Raw genomic sequence first — 15,867 nt, forward strand, 5'->3', positions numbered from 1 at the left:
TGTTATCGCTCATTTAGAACTCCGGGTAAAATCGTGTGAACGGTGGTGGTAGCTGCTTTATAAAATGTAGGGTGGGCACGCTGTTTGTGCCCACCAAGCGTGCGCAGCACACAACCTGTTTTTATAATGAGTGCCTAACGGCACGGCTGGTGGGCACAAACAGCGTGCCCACCCTACATTGATAATTCACGCCAGCTCTGTTCGAATTGCTGCTCGGCGATTTTGTCGAACGCGCCATCCTTACGCAGCAGGGATAGGTTGAAAACCGTCTCACACGCCGCATCAACAAAGTGAACGCCACGCAGCGTCTCACCACGGCGCACGAACCACGCCGCTGCAACACGCGACCACTCGATATGCAGATGGAAGTGATCGTTTTCAATCGCCAGCCAGTCACCGCGTCGCTGGAACTCATCGCCATTGATCATCAGCTCGCTGACTGCACCGGCGCTGCTGCGTACCACTGCGCGTAACCGGCCCCACTGGCGAGTAGCGTCGAGAAGTGCGGCGAGATTTTCATGACTCACTCTGGCGCTGCTGTACTCACTGGCACCATCATCGTTACTCGCCTCGCCGATGGCAGAGAGTATCTCACCCATGGGAACATCGAAGTGGCGGGCGACATCACGTAGTGAGTGGGCATCGCTGTCGCGCATATACTTGCGCACGCACCCCTTCCACCCCTCCAGCCCCATGCTCAGGGAGCGTCCTGCTCTTTCGCCATCCTTCACATCGCCGGTGATGGCGTCGTATTTGTTGGCATAACCACGCGGGGTGATCATCAACCCCTCTTGCACATAGGTGCTGCTGTTGCCGATCAACACCGTGGTGAGCATGCCGATCTTGCAGTCGGCCATTTTGTCCAGTGTTACCAGCTGGATCTCCTGCATCTCACGGTAGGCCGATTTGACGATGGCCACAGGCGTATCCGCCTTGCGATACTGCAACAGGATGCGTTGCGCCTCGACGATCTGTCGAGTACGGCGGCCGCTCTTGGGGTTGTAGAGGGCGACGACAAAATCGCTGCGGCCAGCGGCATCAATACGCTTGGCGATGGTGGGCCACGGGGTGAGCAGGTCGGAGAGCGATATCGAACAGAAGTCGTGTGTCAGCGGCGCGCCTACCAGCGAGGCGCAGGCAGAGAGCGCAGTGCTGCCGGGAATCACTTCAACGGTGATGTCGCTGGCGGGGTTCCAACCCGACTGCAACAGCACTTCGTAGGTGGGGCCGGCCATGCCGTAGACGCCGATATCACCGGAGGAGATCAAGGCAACGACCTTGCCGAGTTTGGCCTGATCATAGGCCTCGATGCAGCGGTCAATTTCTTCGGTCATGCCCTTACGCACCACCTCTTTGCCATCCAGCAGATCTTCAACCAGTTTGATGTAGGTGGAGTAGCCGATGACCACATCGGCCTCGGCAATTGCCTCACGGGCGCGGTAGCTCATGTGCTGCTCGGCGCCGGGGCCGAAGCCGACCAATAAAATCTTACCCTTGCTCATTGTCTAACCTCACGATGGATACCGTGGCGTTTTTGCCGTCATCACCATGGTATTTATGTTTTTCCAGAATCAGATGTTCGATGCCACAGTTGGCCGTTAGCATTGCAGCCGCTTCGGCAACTGCGGGGGTGCCCATATGTCTGCGCACCACTTCCGATGGGTTTGGCACCTCGACCTGCGCCAGTTGCATGGCAGAGTAGAAGTGCATGGGCCAGCCATATTGTGCAGAGAGCGCCAGCAGCGCAGCTTCATCATTTTTTTTGTCGATGGTCGCTAACGCTGTTACTGCACGGCGTGACTCGCCGACGATGGCCAGCGCCTGATCAATGGCGGTCTCCAGTGTCTGGAGCGAGGTGCCACGATCACACCCCATGCCGAGAACAATCTTCATCAGGCCTGACCCTGTGGCGGCCGATAGACTACCAGCCGCTCCTCCATCTGTTGCCAGAGCGTTTCAGGGATGTCACGTTCGGTGATCCAGAGCACCGCCTTGTATCTGTCCAGATCAACGGCGTCAAAGTTATCGAAGAGGTGAATGTTTTTTGGCAGCGGCGTTGGGCGTGTCCACCAATTTCTGGCGCCGCTCTCCTGCACCATGGCGATGGGCTCCTCATTCACTACATGGGCCGAAACACGGGTGATGTTGATCTTTGGCGCTTCCACCTTCCAGCCCAATTCACGCCCCAGAATATCGACAGGGATGGTCTTGCCGACATCGGAGGCGGTTGTGACTACCGCTGTGGCGCCGATCAGCGCAGCCATCTGTTCGGCATAGGCGTTGGCGCCGCCGACGTGGCCGGACAATACCGGGATGACAAACTGTGCCGCGTCGTCCACTACCAGCACACCGGGATCTTCATCCTTCGATTTGAGATGCGGGGCGATTAGGCGCACCACTGCACCGAGTGAGACAAAAAAGACAATCTGATCGTAACGGCCAAAGAGCGGGGCGATCTGCGCACTCAGTGCGCCGCTATAGCTATTTACGTTGTTGGGTAGATTGCACATAGTCTCGGTAAATTTTTCAGAGACAATGACATCGGCCTCTGGCATCTGCGCTGCGATACCGGCGACCTGCGCCGCACCGTGTTTGGTGATGGCGACCAGAGCGATTTTGGGTTGTTGAGTCGTCATATGTTCTAAGCCCTTGAGTTAAGCCGCTGGCCAATAGGATGAAGGGTGGGCACGCTGTTTGTGCCCACCAGCTGTGCCGCGAGGCACTCATCATAAAAACAGGTTGCGTGCTGCGCACGCTTGGTGGGCACAAAAAAACGTGCGCACCCTCGGCAACTGCTCCTGCGTTGCTCTACCTCGTGCATCCATGCACTCGTACATTTGATGGGGCATCGTTTGATTTAATGGTGTTGGTAATGGCATTAGTCATGCATTTACCTCATCAAATTCTAATTCTGACTGCGATTTTTTGCGGCAGCCCCTTATTAGCTCGCCGCGTGGACGATTGGGATTGCGCACCAGCATCAGCGAGAGGTAGTTCACCTTGGTATTGCGCAGTGTGGTCACATCGATAACGGTGCGCTCTTCTGGCGCGCCGACCTTTTCAATAAAACGAGCATGTTCCAACAGCCCTTTGCGCTCCAGTAGTGCAATCACATCATCGAGCAGCGGTTTGACCTTGAGCAGAACCAGCATGTCGAACTCGCTCAACAGTGTTTCGATAGTGTCGATGCCGTAGGCGGCGGGGATAATGGCGACGGCGTCATCGGTGTCGGCCAGCGGCATGCCGAGGTGGGCCGCTGCTGCATGATAGGCGGCGACACCGGGGATGGTTTCGATGCGCACGCTTGCATCGAGCGCGGCAACAGTACGCGCCAGATGGCCAAAGGTGGAGTAGGTCGAGGCATCACCCTCCACCAAAAATGCGACATCACGGCCGCCCTCCAGAACATCCAATACTGTTTGTGCCGCCGTAAGCCAATACTTGGCGAGGATCCCGGCGTCGTGTGTCATTGGGAAGTGCAGCGGCGTGGCTGATTCAGGTATGGTCAGCTCTGCACGCTGGGCAATGGCAAGGGCGTAGCTCTCGCCCCCTTTTTTGCGCACGGGATAGCTCCAGAGTGCATCGCTGTGCAGCAGATCCCAGGCGCGGCGGGTGATGAGTCCCGGATCACCGGGGCCGAGCGAGAGGCCATAGAGCGTCCCTTTGTTAACCATTGTCTTGATCCCTTGCAGTGGCGTCGCCGCGTGTGGCGCAGAGTATCCAGACCGGGTTCTCGGCAGCCAGGCGGTGCATGTCGAGTATGGGGCGGCTGCGTGATGCCTGGAGTTGGGTGATATCCCACTCTGCATCCAGCGCTTTCAGAGTGGCCATGGCGATGGCGACATTCTCGAAGGTGACGAAGTTCATCACCAGCCAGCCATTGGGTTTAAGGCGTGATAGGATCAGGCGGATCAGTTCATTCAGTTCACCACCGGAACCACCGATGAAAACAGCATCGGGATCGGGCCACTGCTCCATCCCCTGCGGTGCCTTGCCATGGGTGAGTGAGTAGTTGTGTATGCCGAGGTTGCGGCAGTTCTCGGTGGCGATGGCAAAGTCGTCGCTGTTTTTTTCGATGGCGCAGACATAACCATCGGCACACAACCGGGCTGCCTCCAGCCCCACAGAGCCAGAACCGGCGCCAATATCCCAGACGATGCTGTCAGCGTGTAGCTGCATGCGCGCCAGTGATACGGCGCGCACTTCACGTTTGGTGATCAGCCCCTTGTCGGGGTAGCGCTGGCGGAAACGCTCATCGGCCAGGCCAAACAGCACATCGTTTTTTGCCACTGTAGCACGCCACAACACCACGACGTTGGGTTCTGCAAAACGCATGACAGCGGCATCGGCTATCGCGCAATCGGCGACGATGCGCTCATCGGCCTGCAACAGATGTTCGGCCACTGCCATGCGGAAATCACCATCCAGACCTTCGGCCAGCAACATGCGGGCGATACGGTCAGGTGTATTGGCGGGGCTGGTGAGGATCGCCAGCCGGTCGTGCTGTTGTACGGCGTGCAGCACGGGGTAAAGCCCATGTTCGCGACCAGCCCCTTGTTGCCACTCACCCGCATCGCGGCTGTGCACTGAACAGATCTTCATCTCCTGCCAGGGGATGCCGAGGCGGGCGCAGGCCAGCTGTATCGTCGAAACATTGGGCAGCACTTCACGCGCTTCGATACAGAGCCGTGATTGCAGAAATGGCGCGATGCCGTGGCAGAGCGGATCACCCGTCGCCAGCACCACCACACGTTTATCTTCTGCCAGCGCAGCGCGTATCCACTCTGGCACTTGTGTCAGCTGGCCGGTCAGATCGCGCTGCTCGGTATGGGCAGCAAAATGGTTTTCAAAGAGTTGCAGGGTGCGTGTACCACCGATGACAAGATCGGCCTCTGCGATATATGCCAGCGCGCGCGGCGTGAGGCTGGCGCCGCCATCATCGAGTACACCGATGATGCGGCAGGGCTGAGCGAGATGATCGCCAGAGGTCATGAATTCATCTTTGCTCATGCTAAATTTCCTTCAGCTTCGGCGATCTTGTTGCCATCAAAATCGCAGACCAGCACTTTTAAACTGAACTGGCGCGGGTAACGCACTGCAATGGTGGCGACAACACGCTGCGCCAGTGCGTAGTGGAAGGCGCTGCTCAAGCCCAGCGCCTCCAGCCGTTCACTGGCATAACGCGCCGTTTCGTTATTGCGGATGTCGTTGCAGGTATCTTCATCCACACCAAGATCGGCAGCGATATCGGCCAGCAGGGCGGTATCGACTTCGGCGCGTCCGGCGTGGGTAATGGTCTCGCCCTGCGCCATCTTGGTGAGCTTGCCGACCATGCCGCCGATCACAACATGGGGAATCTTCCCTTTGACCACTGTATCCAGTGCGTAACGGAGGAAGTCGCCCATCTGTACAAAACAGGCGGTGGCCAGTTGCGGCAACTCCCTCATCACAAATTTTTCGGTGCGCCCACCCGTGGTGAGCACAACGGTGTCTTGACCCTGTGCAGCGGCGACCTCTATTCCTTGAATGACACTGGCGCGGAAAGCGGCGGTGGAGTAGGGGCGCACGATACCGGTGGTGCCGAGGATGGAGATGCCGCCGATGATGCCGAGCCGGGCGTTCAATGTTTTCTTCGCCATCGCCTCACCACCGGGGACGGAGATGGTTACTTCCAGCCCCTGCTGCCCCAGCAATGAAGCGGCAACGGCTCGCACATTCTCTTCGATGTTGCGCCGTGGTACTGGATTGATCGCCGGGCCACCCACATCGAGCCCGAGGCCGGGCATAGTGATGGCACCAACACCAGCGCCACCCTTGAGCACTACTTCATCCGGTGAAGAGGCGAGCAGACAGACATCAGCAGTGAGATGGGCGCCGTGAGTACAGTCCGGGTCATCGCCCGCATCCTTGATGATCACTGCATGGGCACAGTGGCCATCGACTCGTCCTTCGGTGACTGAAAAAATGACCTGCTGACCGTTGGGCAGCAGACACTCCACACTTTCGGGAACCTGGCCCTGCACCAGGCCGAGCGTGGCCGCGCGGGCCGCCGCCGCTGCGCAGGCGCCGGTGGTAAAACCGGTGCGTGTCCCTTTGGGTTTTTTCTCCATCACGGCGGCGCGGCTCTCTGGATTATCCCTGTGGCGACGATGAGGACTGTTGCGCCTCAGCCAGCGCCAGCAGTGCATGGATCGCGGCGACCACCAGCGTCGAGCCACCCTTGCGGCCATGGGTGATGATCCAGGGGGTCTCTTGCAGTTCGCTGACGATCTCCTTCGATTCGGCGGCAGAGACAAACCCCACCGGCATGCCGATGATCAGCGCCGGACGCGTCTGCTCTTCATTGATCAGACGCACAACCTCCAGCAGCGCAGTAGGCGCATTACCGATGGCGACGATGGCGCCGTCGAGCAGCCCCTGCCGCTGCGCCTTGCGCATCGCCTGCACGGCACGGGTGCTGTTGACGGCGCGCGCCTCTTCGATCACATCCTGGTCGCTGATGAATTGATGCAGCTCAACACCAAAATGGGCAAGGCGAGGCCGCGATACGCCAACGCAGATCATCTCGACATCGGCGATGATCGGTTTGCCGTTGAGGATGGCGGCGACGCCCGCTTCTATGGCGTCTGGGTGAAACCGCGTCAGGCCGTTGAACTCGAAGTCCGCCGTGGCGTGAATCATGCGCCGCACGAGGGGCCACTGGTCGAGGCTGTAGCTGTGGGCACCGACCTCTTGGTCAACGATGGCGAAGGAGTCGTGTTCGATCTGTTGCCCCGCCTGGGTCAGCTGCTCGGTAATCGTATTGATATTGCCCATTTGTCTCTTATCTCAATCTTATGGTCAATGCTATTAACTTCAACGATGCGCTATCAAATGTAGACCTATCAAATGTAGGGTGGACACGCTTTTGTGCCCACCAAGCGTGCGCAGTTTTTTAAAGGAGTGCCTAACAGCACAGCTGGTGGGCACAAACAACGTGCCCACCCTACATCTATTTATGGCTGTGATCATGATCATGATCATGGTGGCAGTGCTCATGCTCATCATGATGGTGTTCGCCATGGTCATCGTGATCGTGATGATGGTGATGCCCATGATCACTCTCTTCGGCGAGGAGGCGATATTGACAGCCATCACACTCCATCATGGTCTTTTCACAGTGAGTCGTTTCGCCACGCGCGTCACGCACACGGCTGTTGAGTGTCTCGTAGATCTCTTTTTCAAAACCGAAGTAGTCGCCGTGGGCGATGGCCAGCTGTGGATACTGCTCCTGCAAGCGCGCCACCTGCCGTTTGATGCGCTCGATCAGGGTGCCGGTAAAGAGGTAGTAGGGGAGCACGGCGATCTGGGTCATGCCCAGTTTGGCATGACGTTGCACCACGCCCTCAAGGCGTGGGTGGGTGATGCCGGTAAAGGCGATATCGACCAGTTCGTGGTCGCTCTCTTCGAAGAGCCAGCGCGCCATCTTGGCCACTTCGCCATTGGCGATCCGGTCGGATGAGCCGCGCCCCAGCAGGATGACGCCGGTCGTTTTGGGGTCGGGCATATCCAACTTGGCCAGCACCTTGCGCAGGTTGCGCTTAAGGATGGTGAGTATCTGATCGGTCGCACCGATGTGGCGGGCGTAGATGAATTCAATTTCGGGATGACGTTGGCGCGCCTTGTCGATGTGGTGCGGAATCTCCATCTTGACGTGGCCCGCTGCATTCAAGATCAGCGGAATAACGATGACCTGTGCTGAATCGTTGGCAGCGGTGTCGAGCCCCTGGTCGAGCAGCACATCGGCAAATTCGATGAAGCAGGTTTCGATACGCCACTGCGGATTTTTCTTGGCCCACTGCGCCGCGAACTGATCGATCTCGACATTGCCGGGTGTGTGGCGTGAGCCGTGGCCCACTAACAGGATGGTGCTCTTCATTGCTCGTTACCTGCCGGTTTTTCCGCTTTACGAAAGCGATGGGTAAATGTTTTGTCGTAGAGTTTTGACTTCTTCAACTCTGGCCAGTGGCGTGCGCCCAGCGCCGGGCTGACGATAATCATCGCCTGACTGGTGATCTTCTCGGCGATGCACCTGTCGCGGATATCGCTCAGGGTGCCGCGAACGATCTTCTCCTCATCGGGCCAGCTCGCCTTCTGTACTACCAGCACCGGCGCATCCTCGCTCCAGCCTGCCGCCAGCAGTTCGCCCTGCACCTTTTTTAACAGGGTGATCGAGAGGAAGATGCATAGCGTGGAGTGGTGTTGCGCCAGCGCTTGCAGCGATTCACCTTCCGGCATCGGGGTACGCCCCTCGACACGGGTGAGGATCACGGTCTGTGTCACCTCGGGCAGCGTCAGGCTCTCAACCGCCGTGGCGGCGGAGGCCATGGCGGATGAGACCCCAGGCACCACGCCGACCTCGATGCCCGCCGCATCCAGCGGTTGCACCATCTCGATCAAGGCGCCATAAAGGCCGGGATCGCCTGTTTGCAGACGTATGACTGTCTCATGCGCTTGCGCCTTGGCGATGAGCCAGCCAGTGATCTCCTCCAACGCCATATCTTTCGAATCGGCGATCTCGCACCCTGCTGGCGCCCAGCGCATCGCCGCCTCTGAGACCAGAGAACCGGCGTAGATGATGGCGGAGGCAGCGGCGATCAGATCACGTCCCTTGACCGTAATCAGATCAGGATCACCCGGCCCGGCGCCGACAAACCACACCTTGCCCATCGTCAATCCACCCACTTCTGAAAGAGACCATAAAGAGCACCCAAACTCAGCCAAAAGAGAGCGTTGGCGATCGCTGTGGCCACGACAAAAGCGTGTACCAACTCCGCCGGGGCCGTGCTGACATGGATGTCGGGCTGTGGCGCGCCGATAAGATGGGGCGCAATGAGCACCACCACACCCAGGATTTTAAAGGCAGTACGGGGCGAAAAAACGATCAGCCAGAGAGCGCTCGCCGTGGCGATCACCGTCCCTCCCCACCAGAGCTGCCGCGCCATTAACGCCGCCGACTCGGTACCAGGCAGTTCAGGCGGCAGACCGAGTGATGGCGCAACAAAAAATACTGCGTAACCACCCAGCCCCCACAGCAGACCTGAACGCCAGGTCAGCTTTGCATTACGCAGCGTTACCAAAGCCCCCAGCAAGAGGGTAAAACCAAACGCCACCACAATATTGGCCCCAGCCGTGAAGAGTGTGCGCTCCCACCCCTCTGCGGGCTGCCAGCCGCCATGTTCATGCCCGTGGTCAGCCGCAGCATGGTCGTGCTCTGCACTGAGCTGATGCCCAGCCGCCTGCTCATACTGCTCCGCCTCCAGCAGCTGCGGTATCACCTGGAATTGTTGCACCAGCGTTAATAACAGCCCCACCAGCAGCCCCACCAGCGCGGCTACGGCAATTCTGTTTTTAAATGTGCCCAGACTCATCGTCGTTGCACGGCTTAATGACATGGAAATCCCGTTGCATGGCGCGTATCGTGCGCCGCACTGTGTACCATCTGGTTTTCAGCGAACCCTGCAACAAAGACGAGCGCCAAACCAAAGAGCGCCGCCAGCACTGCCGGCAAGCGGCGACGGGCTGCACCTGACGTTGCGGCAGGGATCTCTAAACTATGTTCAATGTGCATGGTTTTCTCCTTTTTAGGTTAGTGATGTTAATAAGGGCGACGGTACGAAGAGGCGTGCCGTCGCTCTCGGGTTCGATGGAAAATAGAGGTGCAGATAGGAGGCGTTGGTTCGACCGGCACGATAGACTGCCTCGCCGCGTCGTCCCGCGCGCACGCCTTCGCTGACGGCGACAGGTGCCAGCGGACTCTCCATCTGCGAGTAGTGAAACGTGTGGCCGCGCATCGACCCTTCAGGCAACGCTACGCTGTGCAGTCCGAGGTTGGCAAGCTTCTCCTGCATTTTTGCACTACCTGAAAGTAACCCAACCATCTCCGCTTTATGGCCGTGAAGATCGGTAAGCGACTCCAGCAGATACAACATGCCGCCACACTCGGCGACGATGGGCTTGCCCGCCGCGTGATGAGTACGCACGGATTCGATCATGCCATGGTTGGCGGCGAGTTGTACACTGTGCAATTCCGGGTAGCCGCCGGGCAGATACAGGCTGTCTGCTTGAGGAAGTGCGGCGTCACGCAGGGGTGAGAAAAAGACCAGCTCCGCCCCCAGCGCGGTGAGCAGGTCGAGATTGGCCTGATAAAGAAATGAAAACGCCGCGTCACGCGCCACCGCGATGCGCACACCTTCGAGCAACGGCGACAGCGGTGTAGTGTTCACAGGATCAAATGAAATGGTATCGGGAAGATCGGTAAAACCGTGTTTCATCCAGACATCCGCCAGGTGATCGAGACGTTTTTCGATGTCAATGATTTCCGCCGCTTGAACCAAGCCGAGATGCCGGTCAGGAAGCGCGATATCGGCATCTCGCGGCAGGCTCGCCCACAAGCGCAAGCCTTCTGGCAGGCTTTCAGCCAGCATGGCGGAGTGATGCTCCCCTGCAACCATATTGGCCGCCACACCCGCGCAAACAAGATCCTCCCGGTAATGTGCCAGCCCATACGCGACAGCACCGAAGGTTTGGGCCATGGCGCCTGCGTCGATCACGGCAAGCACCGGCAGACCGAATTTGACAGCAAGATCCGCGCTTGAAGGTTGTCCATCAAAAAGACCCATCACGCCCTCAACCAGAATCAGGTCCGCGTCGACGATCGCCTCCCACAATAATTGCCGGCAATGCGCCTCGCCGACCATCCACAGATCAAGCTGATACACTGGGTTTCCCGATGCGCGTTCAAGAATCATGGGATCAAGAAAATCCGGCCCCGTCTTGAACACACGCACCCGCCGCCCTTGGTTGCGATGATAGCGCGCCAGCGCGGCCGTGGTGATGGTCTTGCCTTGGCCCGATGCGGGGGCGGTGATGAGCAGCGCCGGGCAGTGGCGAGGCGCGCTCACAATTCAACACCGTTTTGTGCGCGCATGCCCGCCTGGAAGGCGTGCTTGATGAGGGTCATTTCGGTAACGGTGTCCGCAGCCTCAATGAGCGCGGGAGGAGCGGCGCGGCCAGTGATCACCACATGCTGACGAGCGGGGCGCGCACCCACTGTATCGAGTACATCATCCAGCGACAGATAGCCGTATTTGAGCGCGATATTGAGTTCGTCCAGCACCACCAGCGCCGTATCCGCATCACGCAGCAGCGTTGCCGCCACCGCCCAAGCCGCTTGTGCAGCCTGAATGTCACGACTACGATCTTGCGTCTCCCAGGTAAAGCCTTCGCCCATCACGTGATAGCTGATCTCCGGAAAGCGCCGAAAGAAAGCCTCTTCGCCGGTGGAAAAACTGCCTTTGATGAACTGCACCACACCCACCCGCATACCGTGGCCGAGTGCCCGCGCCACCATGCCGAAAGCCGCCGTGCTCTTGCCTTTGCCGTTACCGGTATTGACGATGAGCACGCCGCGTTCTTCCGTGGCCGACGCAATATGAGCGTCCACCACCGCCTTTTTGCGTTGCATGCGCAGCCGGTGACGCTCCTCTCTTGAGGTATCCGGCGCGCCCGGCACATCGGCCACGTCGCTCATCTTGAGATAGTGCTCTCTACGTTGTGCTTGTTCACAGCAGAAAGTGCGGCGTGAATCACCGCTGCAATGCCAACATAGAATGCCAGCGATGACAGATCATGCGGAAAGTATTTCACCAGCCGCGCACCAAACTCCACTAGGCTAGTCTGCGCAAAGCGGCCTGAAAGAAAGTAAAAACCGCCACTGGAGAACAACTCACACAGCAGCGCGCCGACGAGCAGGCTGAGTGTAAGCCGCCCAATCATCCTTGTCATCGTGGCGTGGTGATATTGCGCATACCAACGGCCCGCGAGCCAAAGCGCACCATAGGCCGGCAGCAAAAATGCGTAGGCCGGTGTGATGCAAAAAGTGCCGGCGCCGCCCCAGGTGACGGCAGAATAATCCAGAAGCGTCACCGTGGCGATCAACATGGGAAACACCCAAAGGGGGCGCAGATATACCCCGGCAAGAAAAAACACCGCCCAGGACGCGCCTGGCAGGTTGTTCAGCGTGGCGAAATGCTGGCCGCGCGTGGCGGCCATCAGTGCCACCAACACAGCGCCTATCATGAGCTGGTGACGTGGAGCAAGCGTTGACATGTGCCTTACCTCTTATGTGGGTGACTTGCCGGGTTGGTAACGGAACGTGATGAAGAAGTTGCGTCCCGCCTGATTGTAATACGACGCCGTTTCATAGCGCTTATCAAACAGGTTGGCAATGCGCGCCTGCACCAACCAGTTTTTGGCAAGTGCGCGCTCGACACGCAGATCAAGCGTAGTGTAGCCACCCATGGTGCGTGTATTAGCGAGGTCATCGAAACGCTTGCCTTCAGCAAAAAGCGTTGCACCAACACGGTAATGTCCGAAGCCACGATCCATATTTACCCGCAGTGTTTGTTCGGCACGGCGCGGCAGCACATTGCCATTGTAAGTGCCAGACGCACGGTTCTCGGGATCCAGCAGAGTGAGGCTGGTGTTCATGTGCCAGCCGGCGAGCTGTGTGGCAACGGCGCCTTCCACCCCGCGCAGGCGGGCAGAATCAATATTGACAGGGGCGAACGTTGTTGGATCAAAGCCAATCAGATCATTAACTGCCGTCCGAAAAACATGGGCAGACCAACTGCCCCACGCCGGCGCACCTCGCAGACCAAGCTCGATGCTGCGTGATTGCTCCGATCTCAAGTTGGGGTTTCCATAACCAGGATAATAGAGCTCGTTAAAGGTAGGTGCCTTGAACGCCGTGCCGTAATTAGCGGTTACGCGCACTAGATTGTTGATCGCGTAGCCCCAGGCCAGCCCACCCGTGGTTTTCTCGCCAAATTGCTGATTTTTGTCGTGGCGTACACTGGCCTGCACATCATGCGCACCGAACGCTCCCTGGTATTGAGTGAACAGCCCTTTATTATCGCGTGAAGCAACACTGTAAATGGCGGTACTGTCAACACGGTCGTTCTGGTAGTCAAAACCTGCCGTCAACAGATGTTGAGCGGCGACGGAAATATCACCTTGCAGCGACACAGTGTCACGCTCGGAATTGAAGCGGCTGCTGAAAATGCCATCCTTGAAGTTGTCAGAGTCATCCTGGCTGCGCCCAGCGGCCAGAGACAAGCGTAGCGCGTCTACGGGATTAAGAAGCAAGCGGCCGCCATACACCTGCTGCGTTGATTTTGATTCGTTCTGGAAACTGCCGTCGTAGTGGACTCGGCCTTCAGTGCCCAGCCAATGCAGGTCCACCTCTCCGAGCTTGCCGAAACGATAGCCCCCACGCAATGTCCCCGATTTATTGCGGTAACCGTCCTTATCCGGCTCCACGGTAAAACAACCCGCGCCGCCGGGAAAAGGCTTACCGTTGCAGGCGTTGAAACCGCTGCTATTCATACCGCTCACGCTTGCATTAAACCAACTATTCTCGCCGCCGCCCGAAACTCCGGCGGAAGCCTTGTAGGTATTGTAGGAACCCCCTCCCACGCTGAAGGAAGGTGTCAACGCCCCGCCGCCTTTGCGCGTGAAAATCTGGATCACGCCACCGATAGCCTCTGAACCATACAAGCTTGAGCGCGGCCCACGCACGATCTCAATACGCTCAATCTGGTCAATGGGGTAATCCTGAAACGCCGCCATGCCTGTTGTCGCCGAACCGACTTTGATGCCATCGATCAACACCAACACATGGTCAGATTCAGTACCCCGCAGGAAAAAAGAAGTCTGTTTTCCTGCCCCGCCATTATTGGCGATGGATAGCCCAGGCGTGCCGCGCAACACATCCTGCACAGACTGCGCCTGCTGGCGTTCAATGTCCTGGCGGGTGATGACAGTCACCGCCGCAAGGGATTCATCCACTGTCTGCGCTGTGCGGGTGGCGGTAACAATAACGGTATCAAGTGGTGCGACGTTGTTTGCAGCATAAACAGGATAAGGGCCGAGCAACAGCACGGCTGTCGGCATAAGACGCAGTTTCATTGAAAAATATTCCTCTCTCGCACAAGCGCGCGATGGTGGGTTGGAAATTAAGGCACGCGAGAGGAGAACAGCCAGGCAAAAACAGGGGATGAGACCTGAACGCCCGGACATCGCCCTCCGCAATGTCATCACAGCGCATCAGGCCGGTCTCCGGGCTTACGAGCGGGAAAATTCCCAAGAGCAGCGCCTTCCCATGCAATGCACAGTGGCGTGTTGCTACTCTTTGACTCGCATACCGTTGCGGGGGCAGCGCCGGCTTTGTTCTAACACCTTGAAAGGCAGAACACACCGGCTTCCCGTTTAAGCCCTTGGGCGAATGCCTTCGGGCCACCTGAAGCGAAGGGCGAATTGTAGAGGTTGGCGGGGGGAAGCGTCAAGAACTAGCCTTGTCCAATGACACATGAGCCTGAACGAAGGGGTGTATTTCCACCGTGAGATGAGCCTGGCGGGGCGAAAGTTGGGATCATGGAGGCATGATCGTGACATTGCATACCCAAAGATTACAAACGCTGGCACAGGTGCGCGCCTTTGTGTCGGGCAACGAGCCCATCTCGTTTACATTGACGGATCGCAACAAAGCCTACTGCTGGATGACCGACACGCTCCGGCTGTTTGGTTACACGCGCTGCAAGCGTGCCGACAAAGGCCTGCTGCGGCAGTACCTGCGCAAGGTGACGGGGTTTTCCCGTGCCCAGGTGGCGCGCTGTATTTCGCAGTTCACCGACGGCGGCTGCATCCAGGACCGGCGCCGTGCGCCCGCAGTACCGTTTGTGCGGCGCTATACGGCCGAGGATATTCGCCTGTTGGCGCAGATGGATGCCCTGCATGGTACCCTCGCCGGCACTACCACACGCAAGCTGTGTGAGCGGGCGTTTAAAGTGCATGGGGATACCCGTTACACGCGTCTGGCGGGCATTTCCAACGGCCATCTGTACAATCTGCGTCAACATAAAACCTATCTGTCGGTGCGCGGATCATTCGACAAGACCCGCCCGACCCGGGTCAACATTGGCGAACGACGCAAACCTGCACCTGGCGGTTGCCCCGGCTATCTGCGCGTGGACAGCGTGCATCAAGGCGATCTGGACGGGATCAAGGGCGTGTACCTCATCAATGCGGTGGACGAGGTCACCCAGTGCCAGGCGATCTGTGCCGTGGAGAAAATCAGCGAGGCGTTCCGCTGCCGGTGCTGGCAGCCATGATGGGGGCGTTTCCCTTTATAATTCGCGGGTTTCACAGCGATAACGGATCGGAGTACATCAATCACAAGGTGGCAGAACTGTTGGAGAAGCTGCGCATCGAGCAGACCAAATCACGCTCGCGCCAGACCAATGATAATGCGTTGGCAGAAAGCAAGAATGCGTCGACGGTACGCAAGCACCTGGGTTACAGCCATATCCCGCAGCACTTCGCCAGCCGGGTGAATGCGTTTACCGTCGAGGTGCTGTCGCCTTACCTGAACTTTCACCGTCCCTGTCACTTTCCAACAGAATGCACGGACAAAAAAGGACGGATACGCAAGCGCTACCGCTATCAGGATATGATGACGCCCTATGAGAAGCTGCGCTCACTGCCGAAGGTGGAAGAACATCTCGTCCCGGGAATCACTCTGGAAAAACTGGATGCAATGGCCACAGAATGCAGCGATAATGAGGCTGCCCAACGCCTCAATGAGGCGCGGACAACGCTCTTTCAATTGATTAACAAAACCCAACACCGTGCCGCCTGAGCAATATCTCACCCATGCCCTCGCTCAGGCTCATGTCTGGATTGGAAAATACTGAACTGTGCGCAGGACTTGCCTGCGGATAAGCCGCAAAAAAAACCCGTACCGAAGAGAGCACCACAAATAAGGAA

The 15,867-nt window shown here is 58.1% G+C and carries 15 protein-coding genes, 1 pseudogene and 1 riboswitch; of the genes and pseudogenes, 1 reads left to right on the forward strand and 15 read right to left on the reverse strand.

The window, feature by feature from the left end; genetic code table 11:
- Window positions 1–173: 173 nt before the first annotated feature.
- From cobJ to btuB, 15 genes are all read right to left on the reverse strand, one after another.
- The gene (gene cobJ / locus M3A44_13840) at window positions 174–1,502 is read right to left on the reverse strand and encodes a precorrin-3B C(17)-methyltransferase (protein MEQ6342688.1); all 1,329 of its coding nucleotides are present in this window, start codon (window positions 1,500–1,502) and stop codon (window positions 174–176) included.
- Window positions 1,489–1,893: a cobalamin biosynthesis protein gene (locus tag M3A44_13845; protein MEQ6342689.1), complete on the reverse strand. Its 405-nt coding sequence runs from the start codon at window positions 1,891–1,893 to the stop codon at window positions 1,489–1,491. The genes cobJ and M3A44_13845 overlap by 14 nt, the downstream gene beginning before the upstream one ends.
- Complete coding sequence (locus M3A44_13850) at window positions 1,893–2,636, reverse strand: cobalamin biosynthesis protein CbiG (protein ID MEQ6342690.1); 744 nt, start codon at window positions 2,634–2,636, stop codon at window positions 1,893–1,895. The genes M3A44_13845 and M3A44_13850 overlap by 1 nt, the downstream gene beginning before the upstream one ends.
- Window positions 2,637–2,882: 246 nt before the next feature.
- The gene (gene cobI, locus M3A44_13855) at window positions 2,883–3,674 is read right to left on the reverse strand and encodes a precorrin-2 C(20)-methyltransferase (GenBank protein ID MEQ6342691.1); all 792 of its coding nucleotides are present in this window, start codon (window positions 3,672–3,674) and stop codon (window positions 2,883–2,885) included.
- Window positions 3,667–4,992, reverse strand: coding sequence for a precorrin-6y C5,15-methyltransferase (decarboxylating) subunit CbiE (gene cbiE / locus M3A44_13860; protein ID MEQ6342692.1), 1,326 nt, complete (start codon window positions 4,990–4,992; stop codon window positions 3,667–3,669). The genes cobI and cbiE overlap by 8 nt, the downstream gene beginning before the upstream one ends.
- A gap of 14 nt (window positions 4,993–5,006) precedes the next feature.
- The gene (locus tag M3A44_13865; GenBank protein ID MEQ6342693.1) at window positions 5,007–6,113 is read right to left on the reverse strand and encodes a cobalt-precorrin-5B (C(1))-methyltransferase; all 1,107 of its coding nucleotides are present in this window, start codon (window positions 6,111–6,113) and stop codon (window positions 5,007–5,009) included.
- 19 nt (window positions 6,114–6,132) lie between these two features.
- Window positions 6,133–6,816, reverse strand: coding sequence for a precorrin-8X methylmutase (locus M3A44_13870; GenBank protein MEQ6342694.1), 684 nt, complete (start codon window positions 6,814–6,816; stop codon window positions 6,133–6,135).
- A 175-nt stretch (window positions 6,817–6,991) separates the two neighbouring features.
- The gene (locus M3A44_13875; protein MEQ6342695.1) at window positions 6,992–7,918 is read right to left on the reverse strand and encodes a sirohydrochlorin chelatase; all 927 of its coding nucleotides are present in this window, start codon (window positions 7,916–7,918) and stop codon (window positions 6,992–6,994) included.
- Window positions 7,915–8,709, reverse strand: coding sequence for a precorrin-4 C(11)-methyltransferase (cobM, locus tag M3A44_13880; protein MEQ6342696.1), 795 nt, complete (start codon window positions 8,707–8,709; stop codon window positions 7,915–7,917). The genes M3A44_13875 and cobM overlap by 4 nt, the downstream gene beginning before the upstream one ends.
- Before the next feature lie 2 nt (window positions 8,710–8,711).
- Window positions 8,712–9,434, reverse strand: coding sequence for a CbtA family protein (locus tag M3A44_13885; GenBank protein ID MEQ6342697.1), 723 nt, complete (start codon window positions 9,432–9,434; stop codon window positions 8,712–8,714).
- The gene (locus M3A44_13890; protein MEQ6342698.1) at window positions 9,425–9,610 is read right to left on the reverse strand and encodes a CbtB-domain containing protein; all 186 of its coding nucleotides are present in this window, start codon (window positions 9,608–9,610) and stop codon (window positions 9,425–9,427) included. The genes M3A44_13885 and M3A44_13890 overlap by 10 nt, the downstream gene beginning before the upstream one ends.
- Before the next feature lie 13 nt (window positions 9,611–9,623).
- Window positions 9,624–10,943, reverse strand: a complete 1,320-nt coding sequence (locus M3A44_13895; GenBank protein MEQ6342699.1) for a cobyrinate a,c-diamide synthase — start codon at window positions 10,941–10,943, stop codon at window positions 9,624–9,626.
- The gene (cobO, locus tag M3A44_13900) at window positions 10,940–11,572 is read right to left on the reverse strand and encodes a cob(I)yrinic acid a,c-diamide adenosyltransferase (protein ID MEQ6342700.1); all 633 of its coding nucleotides are present in this window, start codon (window positions 11,570–11,572) and stop codon (window positions 10,940–10,942) included. The genes M3A44_13895 and cobO overlap by 4 nt, the downstream gene beginning before the upstream one ends.
- Window positions 11,569–12,150 (reverse strand): hypothetical protein, encoded by a 582-nt coding sequence (locus tag M3A44_13905; GenBank protein MEQ6342701.1) that lies wholly within the window; start codon window positions 12,148–12,150, stop codon window positions 11,569–11,571. The genes cobO and M3A44_13905 overlap by 4 nt, the downstream gene beginning before the upstream one ends.
- 12 nt (window positions 12,151–12,162) lie before the next feature.
- Entirely contained in the window at window positions 12,163–14,010 is a 1,848-nt protein-coding gene (gene btuB / locus M3A44_13910; GenBank protein MEQ6342702.1) for a TonB-dependent vitamin B12 receptor, read from the reverse strand.
- Between the two features lie 123 nt (window positions 14,011–14,133).
- A riboswitch (cobalamin riboswitch) is annotated at window positions 14,134–14,360 on the reverse strand.
- Window positions 14,361–14,483: 123 nt separating this feature from the next.
- Here btuB and M3A44_13915 point away from each other — a divergent pair.
- A pseudogene (locus tag M3A44_13915) lies at window positions 14,484–15,739 on the forward strand (integrase).
- Window positions 15,740–15,867 lie beyond the last annotated feature (128 nt).

Source organism: Gammaproteobacteria bacterium, from assembly GCA_040183005.1.
Taxonomy (GTDB): domain Bacteria; phylum Pseudomonadota; class Gammaproteobacteria.